The sequence below is a fragment of the Hymenobacter monticola genome (genome assembly GCF_022811645.1).
In the GTDB taxonomy this organism is placed as follows: domain Bacteria; phylum Bacteroidota; class Bacteroidia; order Cytophagales; family Hymenobacteraceae; genus Hymenobacter; species Hymenobacter monticola.
Map to the genome: position 1 here is coordinate 4,377,054 of NZ_CP094534.1, position 19,822 is coordinate 4,396,875.

The window sequence follows — 19,822 nt, forward strand, 5'->3', positions numbered from 1 at the left end:
TAAAAGCGGGAAGCCACGCGGTTTTCATAGCAGAAAAGCCCCGATACATTCCTGTACCGGGGCTTTATCACATTAGATGGCTAGTCGCTGAGAACAGGACGGATTGCTTCGGCTCCGCCTCGCAATGACAGGTGCTGCCTCTACACCTACTTCAGCGCGCCTTTCAGGTCGCTGACGGCTACGCCCTGGGCGTCTTTGGCTTCGGGCACTACGGCAGCCATGCCGAAGAATTCGTGGGTGGTGCCGTCGTATTTCTTGTAGTTGGTTTTCACGCCGGCGGCGGTGAGTTTGTCGGCGAGGGTTTTGCCTTCGCTGGTGAGCGGGTCGTAGTCGGCGGCGATGATGGTAGTGGGCTCCAGGCCCTTCAGGTCAGCGGCTACGAGGTTGATGCGCGGGTCTTTTAGGTCGGCGGGGGTGCGCTGGTAGTTCTTGAAGAACCACTCCATGCCACCCTTGTTGAGCGGGGCGGTTTCGGTGTTAGCCAGGTAAGAAGGCGTGTTGGTGTCGGAGCCGGCAATGGGGTACACCAGCACCTGGTACTTGGGCAGGGCCACTTTTTTGTCGCGGGCCATGATGCTCACGTTGCAGGCCAGGTTGCCGCCGGCGCTTTCGCCCACCACGGCCACTTTGTTGGGGTCGCCCTTCATGCTGGCGGCGTTTTTCAGCACGTACTGGTAGGCGGCGAAGGAATCGTCGTGGGCCGTGGGGAATTTATGCTCCGGGCCTTTGCGGTATTCTACCGACACCACCACGGCGCCCACCTGCTCGCACAGGGCCTGGGCCGAGGCGGCGTAGGTGTCGTTGGTGGCAATCACCCAGCCGCCGCCGTGGTAATACACGATGACCGGAAACGGGCCGTTGCCGCCCTTAGGCGTGTAGATGCGGGCTTTCACGCCGGGCATCAGGGCTTTGGTCACGGTGTCGCAGTTGAGGGGCGGCGCGGGGATGCCGCTCACGCGCATCTGTTTCATGGCGGCGTCGGCGGCGCTGGGCTGCTTGCGGGCCTGGGCGGCGGTGAGTTCGGGGAAGGGCTTGTTTTTGAAGCTCATGAGCTGCTCAATCACGGCTTGCATCTCGGGCTTGATGTTGAGGCCCCAGGCGGGCTTGGCCATGGTGGGCTTGACTTCGCCGGGCGTGCTGGCCGTGCCGGCGCTGTCGGGCTTGGCGGCCATGCCGGTCGAATCGCCGGCTGGCGTCGTGGTGGTGGTTTCGGTGGTAGTGGAGTTGCTGCCGCAGCTGCTGAGCAGCAGGCTACCGGCCAGGGCCGGAGCCACCAGCACCGCCAAAGAGAGCGAACGGGAGGTGAACTGTTTCATGGAAGTCTAAGAACGTAGAAGTTGTGAAAGATGAATTGGTGACGCCCTTTACGCAATGTCGAGCTTATAGTTGAGACGCATTAAATTTTTTAATTCATTACGCGGCAATCATTACAGCTGGACTTATAGAGTTATAAATTTTATTTTTCTAAAGCATGCAATTCGTCTAAGCACCAAATCAAAATCCCCGCTGCCATCGGTTTACGCGACGGAGCGGGGACTTTTACGAAGGGCCGGAACACCGGCGCGGGGGCAATTATTGCGCAGTCGAATCGGACGCCATGCCGGCGCTGGAAGCGGGAGCTGTGGTGGCGGCACTATCGGAAGCGGCGTTGGTGTCGCTGGAAACCACGGTGGCGGTTTTGTCGGCTTCGGTGGCTTTGGGCTCGCTGTTGCAGCTGCTCAGCAGCAGGCCGCCGGCCAGGGCCGGGGTCAGGAAACAGGCAAAAGCAACGCGACGAAAGAGGGAGGATTTCATGATAAACGGAAAGGTGAATGTGGAACTTGGAAAGAACAGGTTTCGCTGGGCTTTACGGCCGGACTTGCCAATAGTTGGTTATGCGACTGTGATTTAGCAGGTCCGAAGGCTTAAAAACGGGCTGGCTATGCGGCTCCGCAAACCTTTGTACCAGGGTTAAAACCGGCTTTTTCAATTCTTCCGGCGGAGGCAAGTTTTTGTAAATTTGTGGTTGCTCCCACCCTGCTTATATCTTCTAAATGAGAAAACGTTACGCCCTGGCGGCGCTGTGGCTGCTGGCCTTGCTGAGCCAGTTCCCCGCCGCCGCCCAAACCACCGTGAAGCGCGTGGTGCTGCAAGCTTTTTGGTGGGACTACTACAACGGCAACTACCGCTTCAAGTGGGCCGACTACCTCACCGAGCTGGCCCCGCGCCTGAAAAGCATGGGCGTCGACGCCGTCTGGATTCCGCCCACGCCCAAAAACAAGAACGCCACCAACGACGTGGGCTATTCGCCCTTCGACCACTACGACCTGGGCGACAAATACCAGAAGGGCGATGTGCGGACCCGTTTCGGCTCCAAAGACGAGTTTCTGCGCATGGTGGCCGTGCTGCACGCCAACGGCATTGAGGTGATTCAGGACGTGGTGCTGAACCACGCCGACGGGGCCGGCTCGGCCGCCAACGGCGACGGTGGCCAGGACCCCGAGCCCACCTACTCGATGGCCACCAACAGCGGCTACAAAACCTTCCGTTACAGCTCCTTTGCCACGCCGCAGCCCGAAGCCGGCGACAACGGCGCCGCCTACGCCGCCCGCCAGGGCCGCTGGCCAAAAAACTACGCCAACTTCCACCCCCACCTCGGCCACAACGACACAGGCAGCGACATGACGGGCGCCTTCTTCGGTCCTGATTTCTGCTACGGCAACGACGGTGGCAACGACGGCTACAGCTCGCTCAGCCCCGGCTACCTCGCCCTTTACCCCGGCGCCTATAACCCTGCCCAGACCGCGGGCTACAGCCAGACGCAGGCCCGCAACTGGCTGGTGTGGATGAAAAAGCAAACCGGCGTCGACGGCTTCCGCTGGGACGCGGTGAAACACTTCAGCTACAACGCGCAGCAGGACTTTAGCTTCAACCTGAAGTACAACGCCGGCTGGGCCAACGGCGGCGAAAGCATGTTCAACGTGGGCGAGTTCGTGGGCGGCAAGTCGGACCTGGATGGCTACGTAAACGACGTGCGGAGCCAGAACGGCGGCCAGGATTTCCTGATGGGCACCTTCGATTTTGGCCTGCGGGGCGCCATTTACGGGATGGTGAGCGGCAACGGCGGCTACAACCTGGCGCAGCTGCCGGCCGAGCAGCAGAATCAGCGCGTGGCCTACTACGCTGGCTCGAACACCTATGTGCACCGCACGGCGCCCTTCGTGAACAACCACGATACTTTCCGGCCCCAGCTCGACGCCACCGGCAACTACACCGGTTGGAATGGCAGCCAGGAGCTGGCGGCGCACATCGACCCGTTCGACCCACGCCTGTCGGCGGCCTACGCCGTGGCTTTTGCCGTGGATGGCAACCCGCACCTCTTTTTTGAGGACTTGTTCAACATCGGCGGCACGGGCAAGCGCTGGACGCACCTGCCAGCCTCCACGGCCGACCTGCCCGTGCGCGACGACCTGGTGAACCTGCTGTGGTGCCACCAGCACCTCAATTTCAAGGATGGTGCCTACAAAGTGACCTATGCTTCCGGCGACCACCTCGTGATGGAGCGCAGCACCAAAGCCCTTATTGGCATCAACGACAACTACAACACCTGGCAGAACAACACGGTGCGCACTGATTTCGCGGTGGGTACCCAACTCAAAGACTACTCGGGCGCCAACGGTACAGCCGTGCACACGGTGTTTCGAGGCAATGACGGCAACGCCTATGTGGACGTGAACACGCCGCCCTGCGACGGCAGCGCCCTGCTGGGCCGCCGGGGCTACTCGGTGTGGGCGCCGGTGGGCCAGGACAATTCGACCTACAACCCCTCCCGCGCCACCATTACCACCCAGGAATGGGAAATGGCCGACGACTTGGGCGACCTGAACTGCGGCGGCCTGGGCCAGGGTGGTGCCCTGCCCTCGAACTCGACCAACACCCGGCTGGTGGGCAAAATCTTCGTGCAAGCTGGCCAGCCAGTGAGCTATAACCTCTACCCCGAAGCCAGCGGCAACACCCGCAGCCTCACCATCGGGGTGTACGACCTGCGCGGGCAGCTGCTCAGCAGCGCCACCGGCACGGCCGCCGCCAGCGGCACTTACACCGCCAGCACCACCGGGTGGCTGGCCCTGAAAGTGCGCAACACCATCGCCACCGTGGCCGGCCAGCGTGGCTACGTGAAGGTAAGCTACACCGCGCCTACGGCTGTGAACACCCTCACCGCACCGCTGCCCACCAACCAAGTGGCCATCTGGACCAGCAACGACGCCTCGGCCGACCCCGCCGACTGCCGCAACTGGGAAAACGGGGTGACGCCCACCGCCAGCACCGACGTGCTGATTCCGGCCGGCACCAGCTTCGCCCCACAGCTGGGCACGGGCAACCTGGCCGCCCACGACCTGACTGTAGAAAGCGGTGCCAGCCTCTCGCTGGCTGCGGGCAGCACCTGGCAGGTGAGCGGCAACGTGACGGCCGCTGGCTCTATCGGCGGCTCCGGCACGCTGGAACTGAACGGCAGCGTCGAGCAAACCCTCAGCACCGGCGGCAGCACGGCCCTCGCCATCACCAACCTCAAAATAAATAACGCCGCCAACGTGCGCCTGTTGAGCCCGGTGAGCGTGAGCGACGCCCTCACCTTCACCGCCGGCCACTTGGTAGTCGACAGCCAAAGCCTGACCCTGAGCAGCACCGCCACCATCAGCGGCGCCGACGCCAGCCGCTACGTGATTACGCCCGATGTGGCAGCCACCGGCGGCTACGTGGCCCGGCCCGTGCCCACGGGCGGGTCGGCCGTCGTATTCCCGGTGGGCACGGCCGCTTCTTACATGCCGCTTACGCTGGCCAATTCCGGCACCAGCACCACGTTCCAGGTGCGCACTTTCAGCGGTGTGCTCACCAATGGCCGCAGCGGCGCGCCTTATGCCCGACAGGCGGAATTCGTGAATCGTACCTGGGAAGCCACGCCGGCCCTCGCCACCGGCCCGGTGGTAGACGTAAGCGTGCAGTTTGCGGCGGCCGACCAGAACGCCGGCTTCGTGCCCACCCAGGCCAGCCTGTATGGCAACGCGGGTAGCGCTAGCAGCACCTGGACGGAGTTGGGCCGCGTGACACTCAGCGGCGCCGTTCCCTACGTGGCCACGCGCGTCGGCGTGAGTTCGTTCCTGCTGTTTGCCTTGGGCAATGGCACCGCGCCCCTGCCCGTCACGCTCACACAGTTTTACGCGCAGCGCATTGGAGCCAGCACCGTGCGGGTAACGTGGGCCACGGCGCAGGAAAAAAACAACGCGGGCTTCGAGGTTGAAAAATCAGCCGACGGCCAAGCCTTTGGCCGCGTGGCCACGGTGGCGGCGCACGGGGGCAGCCAGCCCGCCAGCTACAGCTATACCGATGCCGAAGCTACTGGTGCGGCTTTTTACCGCCTGCGCCAGCGCGACCTTGATGGCAGCGCGCATTTCAGTGCCGTGGTGTATGTCGGGACCACGACCAGCCCCTACGTGCTGGTGCCCAACCCCAGCCGCGGCGAGGCGCTGCAGCTACTCGGCGGCCCGATACTGAACGAAGACGCGCCGCTTCACCTGACGCTGAGCAACGTGGTGGGCCGCACGGTGTTTGCCCCCGCCCCGGCATCGCGCGCCGTGCTGGCCGGACCACTCAGCAATGCGCTCCGGAGCGCCGCGCCGGGCATTTACCTGCTCACCATCACCGGGCCCGATGGGCAAAGCCAGCGCCTGCGCGTGGTGCGCGAGTAGCAGCAATCAAACGCTCATCAAACAATGTAGAGACGCATATTTGCGTCTCGTCGCTGAACGAAAACGGTTGAACCTGAACAAACCGATGCGGACGACGAGACGCAAGTACGCGTTGCTACATTGTTCCTTTTTGCCTATACTCCTCATAATGCTGATTCGCATTGTTCGCATGACGTTTGCGCCGGAGCACGTGCCGGCTTTTCTTGCACTTTTTCACGCCACCAAGCACCACATCCGCCAGCAGCCCGGCTGCCAGCACCTAGAGCTGTGGCAGGATGCGGAGAGCCCCAACATCTACTGTACCCACAGCCGCTGGGACGACGAAGCCGCGCTGAACGGCTACCGGAAATCGACGCTCTTTGGCAAAGTATGGCCGGCTACGAAGAAGCTATTTGCAGCGCCGCCAGTGGCTTTTTCCTCGACATCGGCCGGCGTCGTTGAATGATGCCGATGGCTCGCTAAACAGGCGGTGCGCCTAGCATTCCGTGGTGCACTTACCGGAGCGGTGACCATCGTTGCGCTTAAAGCACATTCTCAAACCCTGAGCCTGCTTTGCCGGTAAAAAAGCACCGCCAGTACCGCGCCCCCTACCTTCGCCCTATGCCCGACACCCCCGACTACTTCGCCTTCTACGGCCTGCCCGAGTCTTTCCGGCCCGACGAGGCTGCCCTCAAGCGGCTCTATTACGCCAAGAGCCGCGAAACTCACCCCGACTTCCACGCCACTTCCTCGGCCGAAAACCAGGCCGAGATGCTGCGCCAGGCCACCCTCAACACCGACGCCTACCGCACCCTCGCCGACGCCGACCAGCGCATGGCCTACCTGCTGCGCCAGCACGGCCTGCTCGAAGAAGGCAAGCAGGAGCAGCTCCCGCCCGATTTCCTGATGGACATGATGGACCTCAACGAGCAGCTGATGGAGCTGGAAATGGAGCCCGACGCCGCCGCCCAAGCCAAAGTTGCGGCCGAAGTCACGGCTATTTCCGAAACGCTCGACGCCGGTATCGAGCCGGTACTGGCTGGATATGAGCAGCTCCCGGCCGACCATCGCCCGGCGGCGCTCCAGCAAATCCGCACCTACTACCTAAAAAAGCGGTATCTGTTGCGCATCCAGCAGCAAGTTGCTACCTTTGCAGCCCGCTCCTGATACCGGCAGAGCGGCATTGTTCTAAAAAGTTCATCCTGCCCGGATGGCGGAACCGGTAGACGCGTTGGTCTCAAACACCAATACCGCAAGGTGTGCCGGTTCGACTCCGGCTCCGGGTACATTAAAACGCCAGAAATAAGGTCTGTTGGCCTCGTTTCTGGCGTTTTTGTTTGCGGCACCTAGAGCCGGAGTGGAAACGGTACCTTTTGCAAAGCGTGTCAGCCTGGAAAGCTTAAACTGGATTCCTGAAAAGCTAGTGTTCATAGGGTTAAAACATTGCTGCGTCGACATCGCAGACCAGCATGATTAATTCCGGTGATGCAACGTTTGGTGGCTGCTGTCGGTCAGCAGATTATTCCACCAAATCATTGCTTTATGAAACGGAAATCGAACCGCCCTGCCACTTGGCTACTCGGCTGCTTAAGCGCCCTGGCTGCCACGGGCTGCATCTGCGGCCCCGACAATGATAATCTGCCCGAACCCACGCAGCCGCAACAGGAGCAGGTGGCGGTGCGCTACGCCCAGACCCAATGTGCCGACCGTTGGGGCCAGGCCCAGGGACCTCAGCAGCTCGTGGTGGTGGCAGGGGCTTACTTTGCTCAGCGAGGCCTTACCTTGAACCAGCCCCAAGCCAGTGCTACGGGCCAGGCTTCCGTGTGCAACGCCTGCAACTGCCCCACCGGATTGGTGCTGGAAGCAACTGTCAGCCCCGCCGACTTGGCCGCCGTGCTCGCTTTGGGCTTTACCAAGAAATAGTGCCTCTCGCTAGTCGTCGCGGGCCAACTCATTGGCACCAATGCGCCACACGGCTTTTCGTAATTACCAGAGCAACTCTATTGGCCCGTTTTTCGGCTCGTTAGCCAGCTCCACAGCCACAGGAGGGGAAATAAGCAGGCAATAGCGGCCAGCCCGGCGGTTCCCAGCCAGCCGTAGCTCCCGACGCGGCGGGCTACGGCGGCCTGCATGGCGGAAGTAGCGGCCGGAAAATGCGCCGACGGCTCCACCACGGTGCGCTCCCAAAAATCGGCTTCCAGGTACCCGGCTGGGCCGCTGGCGCGCCGCACCACCAGCACCTGAGCGCCATCTTCCTGCCGGAGGCCTTCGTAATCCACGAACAAAACCCGCTCACCGCCGGCAGGCACGGGCAACTCGGCTTCCTGGGCGGCGGGCCAGGCCGGGAATTGATACGTGCTATATTGGGGCAGCACGGAAAATTGCGCTACCCGCGCCGGGTCTTCCGCGCCGGCACCGGACGCCGCGGCTGCTCCGGCGCCCTCCCCTTCTCCGCTGAAATGAATCAGGGGCGTGACGTAAATGGTTTCGCTGCCGCGGTTGACGACGGTGTAGCGCCGCACCACCGGCAGCAGGCCCAGCGCCAGCAGCACCAGCAGCGCAGGCGCGGAGGCCAGCATACTCAGGCGCCGGTACCGGGCCACACGCGGATGTAAGGGCATTGCAGTGAAAGAGATGAATTTCCAGAACCCGACTAACGACAGCAAAATACCCGTTGCCCGGCAGGCCTTTAAGCAGAAAAATCCTACGGCTGCACGGGTGCGGCAATGGTAAAAACGCGGTCGAAAGTGCTCACCGATTCGGCGGGCAGGGCCTGGGTGGCGGCCCCGCCCCGCGCGCCGGGGTGGTAGCTTTCCTGCACCAATGCGGCAAACGGGTTAGTGCCCCGGCTGCTCTCGGCACTGGCGCCACGGGTCGTGACCAGGGCCCGCAGGTCGAGGGGCGTGGCGGACGCCACGATTTTGAATACTTCCTGGCCGTAGGGTGGCGAGATTTGCAGAATGTTGGGGAACACGCGCGACTGGCCGGGCTCCAGCAGGTAGTCGGCCGGGTTATCATCTGGCCGGGCCGTAGGCAGCAGCACGTTGAGCTGGTTATCGGGCTGAATATCGAGCACGGTGAAATAAGCTTTTTTCCGGCCCGTGTTGGTCACTTTCAGTTGCAGGTAGTCGCCGGCTATGTACACGAGGCCACCCGTGCCGTCGCTTTTGGTGGCGGGGTCTAGCACGTGGTCCAGCGCAACGTAGTCGCCGGCCTTTTTTACGGCCACGGGCACCAGTTCCAGTTCCAGCCCCAGTCCTTCGGCCTGCGTCTGGAGCCGGCGAATGAAATTGACCCGAGCCGCATCTTTGATGGCGCCCAGCAAGCCCGCCACGCGCGCGGCCGGGCCGGTGAGTTGCGCCTCGGGCTGATACACCAGCTGCTCCCTGGCAGTGAGCAATTGCGGCGGGGCCGCCTTTTTCTGCTCCACCAGTAGGTCGACGGGGCCAGTTTCAACCAGTTTCACGAACAGTGTGTAAGGTTCCTGCCTGAGGGCGGCCAGCAGCCCTTCTTTCAGTGTGGGGTCGTCTACGGCCAGCTTCAGGTTGGCGCTAAGGTGGCCGAACGCGTGGGCCGTGACCACCACCCAAGCGTTGCGGGCGCTGCCGGTGAGTGGCGCGGTTAGCTCCACCGTGGCCGTGGTGAGCTGGCTGGCCACCACCTTGCCGGTGGCCAGGGGCTTACCGCCTTTGCCGGTTTCGGTATCGGGCGGGTAGAGGGCCACTTCGGTGCCCTCGTTGAGGTCTTGCAGGGTGCCGCCGTCAATCAGCAGACGGGTGTCGGCTAGCCAGGCGGTGGGCTTATAGTGCCGCGGCACCGGCACGGTGCGCCCCCGAAACACCTGGGCGCTGGTGCGGCCTTCCACCTGCGGCGTTTGGTTGGGGGCCGTCGATACCATTTCGGCTTTGATGCGGTCGAACAGGGTTTCGTAGGTGGGTGCGGTGGTGGCGGTGGTCAGGGCGTTGGAAAAAGCCAGGGAGAGCGAGCCCACGCCCTTGCCGTGGGGGTCGGTGGTTTCGAAATTGAGCTGGCTGGGGCTAGCCCCGAAGTAGCACACCATGGGGGCCTGAGGCCCGGCGGCGTGGCCCTCGCCGGCCCCGAACGAGCAGCCCTGCGCGCAGGCAGCGTCCTTGGGCCTGAAGCCCGGCGGCACCAGCGGCTGCTGGGTGCCCCGGGCGCGGGCCAGGCCGCGGGTGCCGGTGCCGGAGTGGCAGGCGTCGAGCACGGCCAGCACCTCGCCCTGGGGGCCCAGCCGCTGGCGCACGGCGCCCAGCAGGCTGCCCAGCTCTTCGTCGCGCAAGTGGTTTTGGCCTTCGTAGGTGCCGGGCACGAAGTAGGCCTGGGCATCGACGGGCACCAGCGCTTCGTCGAGGCCGTCGGTTTCGTCGCCGTTGTCGTCGGCCACCTGCTGGCCGTGGCCGGAGTAATGGAACACCACCACGTCGTGGGGCTTCACGCGGCCGGCCAGCGCCTTCAGCTCGGCCACGATGCCGGCCTTGGTGGCGGCGGCATCGGCCACTACGCGGATATTAGCTTCGGCAAAGCCTTGGCGCAGCAGCGCAGCCTTCACCAAGGGCACGTCGTTGGCGGAGCTGATTTGGCCCCAGCCGCTGCTTTCCGGGTAGGCGCCCACAGCCACAATGAGGGCGTGCTTGGTGGCCCCAACCGCTGTTTTGGCCGCCGCCGGCTTGGTTTGGGCCCGGGTGCCGGGCGCCGCCAACAGCAGCGCCAGCGCGGGCAGCAAAAGTCTTTTCATGGCGGGTAAAGTATAGGGCAAGTTATATTTGAATTGCGAAAAACCCACAACCAACCATTATTTACAAGATGTCGGCTCATCGAAGCCCTCGCGTTCAGCATTTCTCCCCGTTTTACCTGCGCCGGTTGATGGGGTGGCTGGCGGTGCTGGGGCTGCTGGTACTGGGCGGGCCCGGGGCGCGGGCCCAGCGGCCCCGGCTGGTGATTCCGACGGGGCAGAGCAGCGCCATTGGCGACGTGCAGTTTTCGCCCAACGGCCACTACATGCTCACGGCGGCGCAGGACCGGTCCGTGGTGGTGTGGGACATACGCACGCGCAAGGAGGTATTCACCTTTCTGGGGCACGAGAACGGGGTTTCGGCCATGGCCGTGGCGCCCGACAACCGCACAGTGGTCAGCGGCGACTTCCAGGGCTATGTTTTTTGGTGGGATTTGAACACCGGCCGTCTGATAAAAAAAGTGGACAATGCGCACGGCACGCTGGTATCGGACGTTTCCTTTTCGGCCGATGGCCGGCAGCTGCTTTCGGCCGATGCCGATGGCCGGGTAGTGGAGTGGGACGTGGCCAAAAAAGCCGTAAAGTCCTCGGGCAAGTATTCCGATTTCTTCATCAGCAAGGCCGATTTCAGCCCCGATGGCCAGCATTTCTTCTGGGCCGCTTCCGATACCTCGAAGCTGGACGAGGCGCACAACTTTGAGTACGTGCCCGCCCGGGCCGATTCCCTGCAGTGGGATTTTGCGGCCTGGTATTCCAGTGCGTTGTTTGTGTCGGCGTGTTTGCTGCCCGATGGCAAGCGGTACGCGGCCATTACCCAACAACCGGCCCAGCTCCACCTGAAAGAACTCGCCGACGGTGGCAAGACGCTGAAACTGCCTTTGCCGGGCCTGGAGCTATTTGCCGTGGAACCCTTGGACAGCATTCGCCTTGTAATTGGCGCGCGCCCCAACGCCGACAGCGTCACTTTCCTGCTGTATAACTGCCGTTCTAACCAAATAGAGCGACGCGTGAGCTGCCCGTATGCGGTGGAAATCGTGTTTGACGAAGACCACGGCGATTCGATGGTCATGGTACCGGGCCCGGGCGAGCCCCGGGTGGCCTACTGGAATACGTACGGGACGGGGGGCGTGCAGCTGGTGTCGCTGCAGACGGGGGCCATGCTACGCCTCAACCCCAAGCACGCCACGCGCATGTACGAACCCGTGGCGCGGCCCGACCAGCTGTACCTGGGCGGCAACGACGGCGAGCTGAAGCAATGGGATTTGCGCACCAACGAGCTGCGGGCGCTCAAAACCTACTCCGACGTTCCCCCCATCATCCAGGACCTGGTCGGCGACACCTTGGTTTACGCCACCAAGCGCAATCAGCTAGAATTCTGGAGCTTTCGCAACCAGTGCCACGAATCCGCCCCACCCCTGCCCAAGGGCGCCAGCATAGCCAACATGCAGGTGCTGAGCCCGGACGGGAAATATACTGCGTGCCAGCTGCTGCCGAGCGGCGACATCCAGGTGCGGGAGCGGCGCAGCGGCCGGCTACATTGCACCTTGCCTACTGAGGCCACAACTGGCATTCCCTTCTATAAGTATCTGGCCTGGCCGAATGCGCACACGCTGGCTTGCATTACGGGCGGCACCAACGAGGTCATGGTTTTTGACCTGCGGCGCAAAGCCCGGGTGGCCTGGATTAAGGACAGCAGCCGGGTGTCGGCCCTGGCCGGCCTGCCCGACAACACGCTGCTGACGTGCCTCTACAACGGGGTAATGAAGGTGTACCGGCTCGATACGGGCAAGGAAGTGAAACGGGTGGTGCTGCCCGGCGCGAGCGGCCGCTGCATGCGGGCCGAATACGTACCGGCCCTGCGCCGGGTGCTGGTGAGCTACGGCGACGGCCGCTTGCACTGGCTCGACCCGGCCACGCTGCAGCTTGACCGCACCTGGGCCAGCGGCCCCGCCTGGCTCGACGGCTTCGCCCTGAGCGCCGATGCCCAGCGGGCTTACACGACGGCTTACGACGGCAGCATCCGGGCCTGGGATGCACCCACCGGCCGCAATCTGGTGGGCCTCACCATCCTGCGCGACGGCGACTGGAAAGCTGCTGATTGGGTGGCCTTTACCGAGAACGGCCTTTTTGACGCCTCGCCGGCCGCCATGAAGCTGATGTACTACGTGGTGAACGACTCGACCGACGCCGAAGAGCCTTGGAAAATTGTGGAGCTGAACCAGCTCAAGCAGCGCTACTACCAGCCCGATTTGCTGCGGATTCAGCTGGGCTACAGCACCGAGCCGCTGCGCGAGGTGCCGCGCCTGGAGCAGGTCGACCTGCCGCCTAAAGTCACGGCGCAGCTCAGCGGGCCCGACCGCCGCACGCTGCGCATCGGCCTCGGCAACCGGCGCGGGGGCATTGGGGCCGTGAGCGTGTACCTGGACGACGCGGAAATAGTGGCCGACGCCCGCCCCGACCCGGCCCGCAACGCCGGCCTCGACTCGCTGCTTATCACCCTGGACCTGAAAAAATACGCCAAGCGCTTCTTCCCCGGCCGCCCCAACCAGCTGCGCGTCGTGGCCTGGAACCGCGACCATTGGATTAGCGCCGCGCCGGTTTCGGTGAGCTTCACGCCGGCCGAAACCGGCCGGCGCGGCGCCGTAGTGCAAGCCGCGCAAGCCCCGGCCAATACGCCCCCGGCCCGGCTCTACGCGCTGGTGTTCGGCACTTCCGACTACGCCGGCACCCAGGCCGACCTGCGCTTTTCGAGCAAAGACGCCGTAGATTTTGCTGCCGCCCTGCGCGGCGCGGCCGAGCGCCTCTACGGCCCGGCTGGGGTCGACGTCAGCCTGTACCACTCCGACGCGGCCCAGGCGGGCCAGCGTCCCAGTCGCGACGCCCTCCGGGCCTGGTTTGCGGGCCTGGTGGGCAAGGTGAAGCCCTGGGACGTGCTGGTGGTGTACCTGGCCGGGCACGGCGTGAGCACCGGCGGCGCGGGCGGCGACTTCTACTACCTCACCCAGGAAGCCGCCCGGGCCGATGCTGATGCCCTGGCCGACCCCGCCGTGCGCGCGCGCTGCGCCGTGTCGAGCCAGGAGCTCACCGGGTGGCTCAACCGGCTGGCCTGCCGCAAAAAGGTGCTCATTCTGGATGCCTGCGCCTCGGGCCGCGCGGCCGAAACCATGGCCGTGGCCGCCCGCGACGTGCCCGCCAGCCAGGTACGCGCCCTCGACCGCCTCACCGACCGCACGGGCTTCTACATCCTGTCGGGCTCGGCCGCCGATGCCGTGAGCTACGAGTCGGGCCTTTATGGCCAGGGCCTGCTCACCTACGCCTTGCTCAAAGCCCTGAAAGGCGCCGCCCTGCGCCCCGACGGCGGCGAAGAATACGCCGACGTGCAGCGCCTTTTGCAATACGCCGTGGACGAAGTGCCCCAACTGGCCCAAACCATCGGCGGCCAGCAAAAGCCCCTCTACCGCAGCCCCGACAGCCAGCAGAGCTTCGACCTGGGCCGCGTGGACGCCGCCCTCAAGGCCAGCATCACGCTGGCTGAGCCGAAGCCCGTGTTCATGGCAGCCAGCTTCCTGAGCGCCGAGCGCCTGTTCGACGACCTGGCCCTGGCCGAGCAACTGAACGCCGAGCTGCGTGAAACCACGGCCCGGGGCAAGGCCGCCCCGCTGGTGTTCACCGAGGCCCGCAACTACCCCGGCGCCTACCGCGTGTCGGGCACCTACGAGCGGGCGGGCGCCCGGCTGCGGGTGCGCTACGTGGTGCTGCGCGGCCCCGAGCAAGTGTTGGCTCCGCAGGTGTTTGAGGCCGATTTCAGCCAACCGGCGGCGTTTGTGACGGCGTTTCTGGCGCAGTTGGTGCCGCGGCTGAAGTAAGCGCGACCTGGGGCCATTTGGCGTGAGCCGTGCTGAATCAACCGCCGCTCATTGAGCAACGGTGGGCGGAAACGGGCTCCTTTTAGCCAGCCGGCCACGTGGGCCTTGGCCGCTCATCAAGGGCAGTCAGGAAGGATAACATACCAGAAAAATGATGTATCATAATAGTTGTTTTATTATTCATTAACCTTTTGTTTTGGGCCACTGAAGCCTTTTTTAACTTCATTTCCACTAGCCTTTTATGCGCTTGCTCCTTTTTGCTGAGAGAACCTGTCGAATGAAAATGTGTGGTCTGCTGACTACTAGCGTGCGTAGCGTGCTGCTAGCCATGGCCGCCGCAACGGCCGCGCAGGCGCAGGCAACGACCCCGGACGGCTTTGGCTACGACGGCGAGGTGCACGCGCTGGCTTACCAACCCGACGGCAAAGTGGTGGTGGGCGGCAAGTTTGGCAGCTACAACGGCAACGAAGCGGCTTCCGACTGCATCCTGCGCCTGAACCGCGACGGGACGCTGGACAAAACATTCAACTACCGGGCCCTGGAATTCCGGTCGGGCGCTTCGGGCTTCGATAGCTACGGCCTGGTGAAAGCCCTGGCGCTGCAGCCCGACGGCAAAATCCTGGTGGGCGGCTACTGGCTGAACTACAACAACGGCATGGGGCCCGAGCCCCCATCGGGCCTGATGCGCCTCAACCCCGACGGCTCCCTCGACAAATCCTTCAACCTGAAGGGGGAGGAAAACCTGACCTCTTTCGGCGGGCGGGTGAACGCGCTGGCCCTGCAGCCCGACGGCAAAATAGTGGTCGGTACCCAGCACGGCGACGGCTCCGAGAACAACCTGGTGCGCCTCAACCCCGACGGCTCCCTCGACCGCACCTTCGCCGCCCCGAGCGAGTACGCCAGCATCAAGGGCTTCGCCCGCGCCGAATACAGCGGCGGCAAGCAGCAAGCCGACGTGAACGCCCTGCTGCTGCAGCCCGACGGCAAAATCCTGGTGGCGGGCAACTTCGACTCTTACAACGGGGACCAGGGCATTTCCCGCTGCGCGATGCGCCTCAACCGCGACGGCACCATCGACAAAACCTTTAGCTACCGGCCCAGCCGTAAAGAAGACCCGGTGCCCCAGAAGCAGGACGTGCTGGCCCTGGCGCTGCAACCCGACGGCAAAATCCTGATTGGCGGCATCTTCGTCACCTTCAACGCCATTCAGGTGATTTACGGCGAGACGCCGAAAATGCCCCACGGCGTGATGCGCCTGCTGCCCGACGGCTCCCGCGACGAGAGCTTCAACCCCAACGGTACCGGCACCAACGCGGGCGTGGCGGCGCTGGCGCTGCAGCCCGACGGGCGCGTGCTGGTGGGCGGCGGCGTGCGCAGCTACAACGGCGACGACGACACCCCCGACCAGGTGTTTCGCCTGCTGCCCAACGGCACCCTCGACAAGTCTTTCAACTACCGCGGCGCCGGCCCCAACGAGGCCGTGCAAGTGCTGGTGCGGCGCCCCAACGGCAAAATCGTCATCGGGGGCGGCTTCAGCAAATACAACGGCGCGAAAATACCCGCGGGTATGCTGGAGCTCAACGCCGACGGCTCGGCTGCGCCGTTAGCTACCGGCCTGGCCCAGCCCGACCCCGACGTGGCCGTGCAGGAAGCCTATGGCAAAAAGATTGAAGCGGGCTTCGCAAAGCTGGACCAGGCGTATGGCATCGCGGGCGTGAAGTTTGAAACGCCTGCATCCGCCATCAGCAACAAAACCCTGGCCCAGGACACCCGCGACACCAAGCTTTACACCGCCGACGACCGCCTGGCCGTGGGCCCGGTGCAGGCCTCTGCGGCCTACATCTTCTACAAGGACCGGCTGCGGGAAGTGCGACTGCGCGTGCCGGCCGAAAAAGGTCCGCAGCTGCTTGAGGCCCTGCAAAAAGCATACGGCCCGGGCCTGCCCGGCAACAAAAGCGTGACGTGGGACAGCGAAAAAGTGCACCTGAACTACTCCTACGACCCTGCCGAGGACAAATACGCCAATGCGGTGCTGTGGAGCAACGCGCTGTCGAAGGAAATGACCAAAGACATGAGGGCCGACCAGCAAGCGTTTAAAAAGAACAATACCCCGGCCAACTGACGGGCCGGGTGGCCCACTTCGCCGGTCGCTGCGGACGCCGGGTGGCCGGAGCGAAGGCGAACTCTCGGGGCCGAAGCCGCCAACCCAGCCCGGCGGCGCTAGTTTTGTCTTTGTATTGAAAAATAAAGGTTGGGGCGGTCCGTTTGGGCAGCCCCCTTTTTTCTGTGATGATGGCCCTTTTTCCTCTTTCCGGCGCGGCGCGCCCGCTGCTGCAAAGCCTGGCCGCACTGGCCCTGGGCGGCTGCATGGCCCTGCCCACCACCAACAAGCGCGCCAATGAAAAGCTGGAGCTCAAGGTGATTGAGCGCCCCCGGCCCCTGGACATTGCCGCGGCCCTGGGGCACCAGCGCCAGGACGCAGGCCTGATGGCCTCGCGGGGCACTTCGCGCGGCTTGTTTGTGCTGGTGCCACTGTTGGCCAAGGCATTGCCAATGGCGGCCGACGGCGTGAAACAGCTCATCAAGCAGGAAGAGAAAAAATACACGGCCGAATACCAGTTTGGCAAAAGCAACCTGTATTTCTACGATGCGCCCTCCGAATCGGGCGTGCTCGACCCCCACAGCATCAAGCTGCAAGGGTTTGAGCTCACGCGCACGGCCCGCACGGGCAGCTCCGACAACCTGGCCCTGCGCCTGCGCCTCGACATGCGCGACGACGAAGCCAGCCTTTTCAATCTGCTGAACAACTCCGTGTTTCAGCTCAAAGTGGCCGACCTGGAACTGCACTACGCCAAGGCCAAAGTGCCCGCCGCACACTGGTACATGCCCTGGACGCTGATGTACCGCCAAAACGACAAAGTGAACCTCGACGTGGCCGTGAAGCTGGCCGGCTCCTGGATTGGCGACGACGGCACGATGCACACTAACCAAGTGCTGGGCACGGCCATGCTCACGCTCCGCGACGTGCCAATCAACAACCCCGAAGCGCTGCGGGCCTACGAGCAGCAACAGAAAGACAAGACCTTGGAGGGCTATTTCTACCTCGTGCCGCGCTCGGCGGGAAGCTACCTGAGCGCGCCCACTGCCCAAAGCGACGGCATCCGGAAAGGCTACGGGCAGGGCATCTACTCGGTGGCGGTAACGGTAGTGGAATCCGGCAAAACCCACTTCGTTAACAAGGCCATTATCGACAACATCAACGTGCTGGACCAAGCCCCGGCGGCTATTCTGAAAACCATGAAGTAGGCGCGGGAGACTTTCCCGCACGGCTTCGCGTAAGTTCACAGCCAGCGGGTGTGCGCACTGCGCCGCGCCTACTTGTCCATCCAAATGTCGATGAAGGGCTCTTCCTCTTCGATGCGGTAGGCCCGACGGAAAACGTTGGTGTTGGATTCAAGGGCGATGTTACCTTCGGGGTCGATGGCGATGATGCCGCGGTCGCCCTGCAGCTTGTCGGCGTACACTTCCACGGCGCCGCGGGCGGCTTTCGCAATCGAAAGCTTCTTGTACTTGCGCAGGGCGTACACCTCATGGGCGCAGGAAGCCAGCATAATGATTTCGCCGTCGCCGGTGCAGGAGGCCGCGCATACCTCATTGTTGGCATAGCCGCCGCCGCCGTAGATGCAACTGTCACCCACGCGGCCGCGCAGCTTGCCTTCGATGCCGCCGGTGGAGGTGGCGCAGGCCAGGTTGCCATGCTGGTCGAGGGCCACGGCGCCCACCGTGTCTTTTTTGTTGGGGTGCTCCACTTCAGCTTCCTGCAAAATGTCCATCCACTCCTGCCGCTGCTCGTCGGTTTTAAAGTAGCTGGGGTCCTGCAGGGTTAGGCCTTGGGAGAGGGCGAACTCGTGGGCGCCCTCGGCCGTGAGGAAGGTGTGCTTGCACTTCTCCATCACCAGGCGGGCCAGGCGCACGGGGTTCTTAATCATTTTCAGGCCGCTCACTGCCCCGCCGCGCAGGGTGGCGCCGTCCATCAGCGAGGCTTCGGTTTCCACCTCGCCGTTGATGTTGAACATGCCGCCGCGTCCGGCATTGAACAGCTCGTTGTCTTCCATGCTCATCACGGCGGCTTCCACGGCGTCGAGGGCCGTGCCACCGCGGTTCAGGATTTCCCAGCCGGCCTGCAGGGCAGCGTCGAGGCCCTGTTTCAGGGCTTCTTCTTTTTCGGGGGTGATGGTGGAGGGGTCGGTGTTGACGGCTCCGCTGTGGATGAGCATGACGTATTTTCCCATGGTGCCTGGTAGCAGGGTTTGTGATGCCTGCTTCTACTGCCAGGGCAGCAAGGGAGTTAGGTCGAGCTTGCCGATTTCATAAGCTAACAAGCTCGCTACAAGCGCAGAAAAAAGCGCATATTTTCCTGGGCTATACGCTACGCGCCGTGCATGATGACGTAGAGCGAGCCCACCGAGATAACCACCCAAAGCACCACGCCCAGCACAAAAGGCCGCACGCCCACGGCCCGCACTGCCGCGGTTGAGAGGCCAGCGCCGATGAAAAAGAGCGTGACCGTGAGGCCTATTTTGGCCAGGTGCGTCATGAACGGGGCCAGGGGCCGGATGGCGGGCACAAACGCATTGAGCAGCATGGCCGCAATGAAGCCCAGGATGAAATAAGGAATCTTCACCTTCACACCCGGCTGCTTGAACGCCAGCGCCGTGCCCAGCGACACCGGGATAATCCAGAGGGCGCGGGCCAGCTTCACGGTGGTGGCTACCTGCAGGGCCTGGGTGCCGTAGGCGGCCGCGGCGCCCACCACCGAGCTGGTGTCGTGGATGGCAATGGCGCACCACAGGCCGAATTGGTTTTGGGTGAGGGCCAGGGCGTGGCCGATGGGCGGGAAAGCGAACAGGGCCAGGGCGTTGAGCACGAACACCGTGCCCAATGCCACCGACATTTCTTCGTCGCGGGCGCGCAGCACGGGCCCCACTGCCGCAATGGCCGAGCCCCCGCAAATGGCGGTTCCGCACGAAATGAGGTGCACCAGGTTGCGCCCCAGCCCCAGCCACTTGCCCACCGCGTAGCCCAGCACCAGCGTGCCCAGCAGCGACGCCACCGTAAATAAAATACCCTCCCGGCCGGCTTGCAGCGCCGCGTGGGCGTTCATGCCGAAGCCCAGGCCGATAACCGAGTATTGCAGCAGCTTGGGCGTGAGACGCTTGGTTTGGGCGCTGAAGGGGTTGCCCACCGTTTGAGCCAGGGCTAGGCCCAGGGCCAGCGCCAGCGGCGGCGAGGCCCATGGCGTGAGGCAAAACCCGAGCACCAAGGCAAACACCACCTGGCTCAGGCGGTATTCGCGGCCAAAAGCGCGTCGCGGTGTGTGCAGCCCCCGCCAAAATCCGGCCGGGCCGGCGGCCGTAGCCGTTGCCTCGGAAGCAACGTTGGTCGGCCGATTAGGCCGCGCGGGGGCAGTGGTGACTGTACGCATAAGGGCCGTAATA

Annotated in this window: 13 protein-coding genes and 1 tRNA gene; 8 read left to right on the forward strand and 6 right to left on the reverse strand. The window is 63.7% G+C overall.

The annotated features are described in order from the left end of the window. Positions 1-146: 146 nt before the first annotated feature. Positions 147-1,316, reverse strand: a complete 1,170-nt coding sequence (locus tag MTP16_RS18185; RefSeq protein ID WP_243512624.1) for an alpha/beta hydrolase — start codon at positions 1,314-1,316, stop codon at positions 147-149. Between the two features lie 256 nt (positions 1,317-1,572). Further along, positions 1,573-1,794, reverse strand: coding sequence for a hypothetical protein (locus tag MTP16_RS18190; protein WP_243512626.1), 222 nt, complete (start codon positions 1,792-1,794; stop codon positions 1,573-1,575). Positions 1,795-2,033: 239 nt separating this feature from the next. Between MTP16_RS18190 and MTP16_RS18195 the strand changes: the two genes are divergently transcribed. The 5 genes from MTP16_RS18195 to MTP16_RS18215 all read left to right on the forward strand — a co-directional run bounded on the left by MTP16_RS18195 (position 2,034) and on the right by MTP16_RS18215 (position 7,628). Beyond that, positions 2,034-5,726 (forward strand): alpha-amylase family glycosyl hydrolase, encoded by a 3,693-nt coding sequence (locus MTP16_RS18195; RefSeq protein WP_243512627.1) that lies wholly within the window; start codon positions 2,034-2,036, stop codon positions 5,724-5,726. A 148-nt stretch (positions 5,727-5,874) separates the two neighbouring features. Next, positions 5,875-6,171 carry a putative quinol monooxygenase gene (locus MTP16_RS18200; RefSeq protein ID WP_243512629.1) on the forward strand — a complete coding sequence of 99 codons (297 nt, stop codon included), beginning with the start codon at positions 5,875-5,877 and terminating at the stop codon, positions 6,169-6,171. Positions 6,172-6,326: 155 nt separating this feature from the next. Continuing rightward, positions 6,327-6,872, forward strand: coding sequence for an iron-sulfur cluster co-chaperone HscB C-terminal domain-containing protein (locus MTP16_RS18205; RefSeq protein WP_243512631.1), 546 nt, complete (start codon positions 6,327-6,329; stop codon positions 6,870-6,872). Between the two features lie 37 nt (positions 6,873-6,909). Further along, positions 6,910-6,991 (forward strand) — tRNA-Leu (locus tag MTP16_RS18210). 256 nt (positions 6,992-7,247) lie between these two features. Beyond that, positions 7,248-7,628 (forward strand): hypothetical protein, encoded by a 381-nt coding sequence (locus MTP16_RS18215; RefSeq protein WP_243512633.1) that lies wholly within the window; start codon positions 7,248-7,250, stop codon positions 7,626-7,628. A gap of 77 nt (positions 7,629-7,705) precedes the next feature. Here the strand turns inward: MTP16_RS18215 and MTP16_RS18220 are convergent, their stop codons facing one another. Together MTP16_RS18220 and MTP16_RS18225 are read right to left on the reverse strand one after the other, a co-directional pair. Then, positions 7,706-8,326, reverse strand: a complete 621-nt coding sequence (locus MTP16_RS18220) for a hypothetical protein (RefSeq protein WP_243512636.1) — start codon at positions 8,324-8,326, stop codon at positions 7,706-7,708. An 83-nt stretch (positions 8,327-8,409) separates the two neighbouring features. Further along, positions 8,410-10,461 (reverse strand): caspase family protein, encoded by a 2,052-nt coding sequence (locus MTP16_RS18225; protein ID WP_243512639.1) that lies wholly within the window; start codon positions 10,459-10,461, stop codon positions 8,410-8,412. A gap of 68 nt (positions 10,462-10,529) precedes the next feature. On the opposite strand from MTP16_RS18225, the gene MTP16_RS18230 reads away from it, so the two are divergent. The 3 genes from MTP16_RS18230 to MTP16_RS18240 all read left to right on the forward strand — a co-directional run bounded on the left by MTP16_RS18230 (position 10,530) and on the right by MTP16_RS18240 (position 17,630). Further along, the gene (locus tag MTP16_RS18230) at positions 10,530-14,324 is read left to right on the forward strand and encodes a caspase family protein (RefSeq protein ID WP_243512643.1); all 3,795 of its coding nucleotides are present in this window, start codon (positions 10,530-10,532) and stop codon (positions 14,322-14,324) included. Positions 14,325-14,652: 328 nt separating this feature from the next. Continuing rightward, on the forward strand, positions 14,653-16,446 hold the full coding sequence (locus MTP16_RS18235) for a delta-60 repeat domain-containing protein (RefSeq protein ID WP_243512646.1): 1,794 nt from the start codon (positions 14,653-14,655) through the stop codon (positions 16,444-16,446). Positions 16,447-16,613: 167 nt separating this feature from the next. Further along, positions 16,614-17,630: a hypothetical protein gene (locus MTP16_RS18240; protein WP_243512648.1), complete on the forward strand. Its 1,017-nt coding sequence runs from the start codon at positions 16,614-16,616 to the stop codon at positions 17,628-17,630. Positions 17,631-17,698: 68 nt separating this feature from the next. Here MTP16_RS18240 and MTP16_RS18245 read toward each other — a convergent pair whose 3' ends face one another. Beyond that, the gene (locus MTP16_RS18245; protein ID WP_243512651.1) at positions 17,699-18,616 is read right to left on the reverse strand and encodes an isoaspartyl peptidase/L-asparaginase family protein; all 918 of its coding nucleotides are present in this window, start codon (positions 18,614-18,616) and stop codon (positions 17,699-17,701) included. 137 nt (positions 18,617-18,753) lie between these two features. Further along, positions 18,754-19,809 carry a YeiH family protein gene (locus tag MTP16_RS18250; protein WP_243512653.1) on the reverse strand — a complete coding sequence of 352 codons (1,056 nt, stop codon included), beginning with the start codon at positions 19,807-19,809 and terminating at the stop codon, positions 18,754-18,756. Positions 19,810-19,822: the final 13 nt, after the last annotated feature.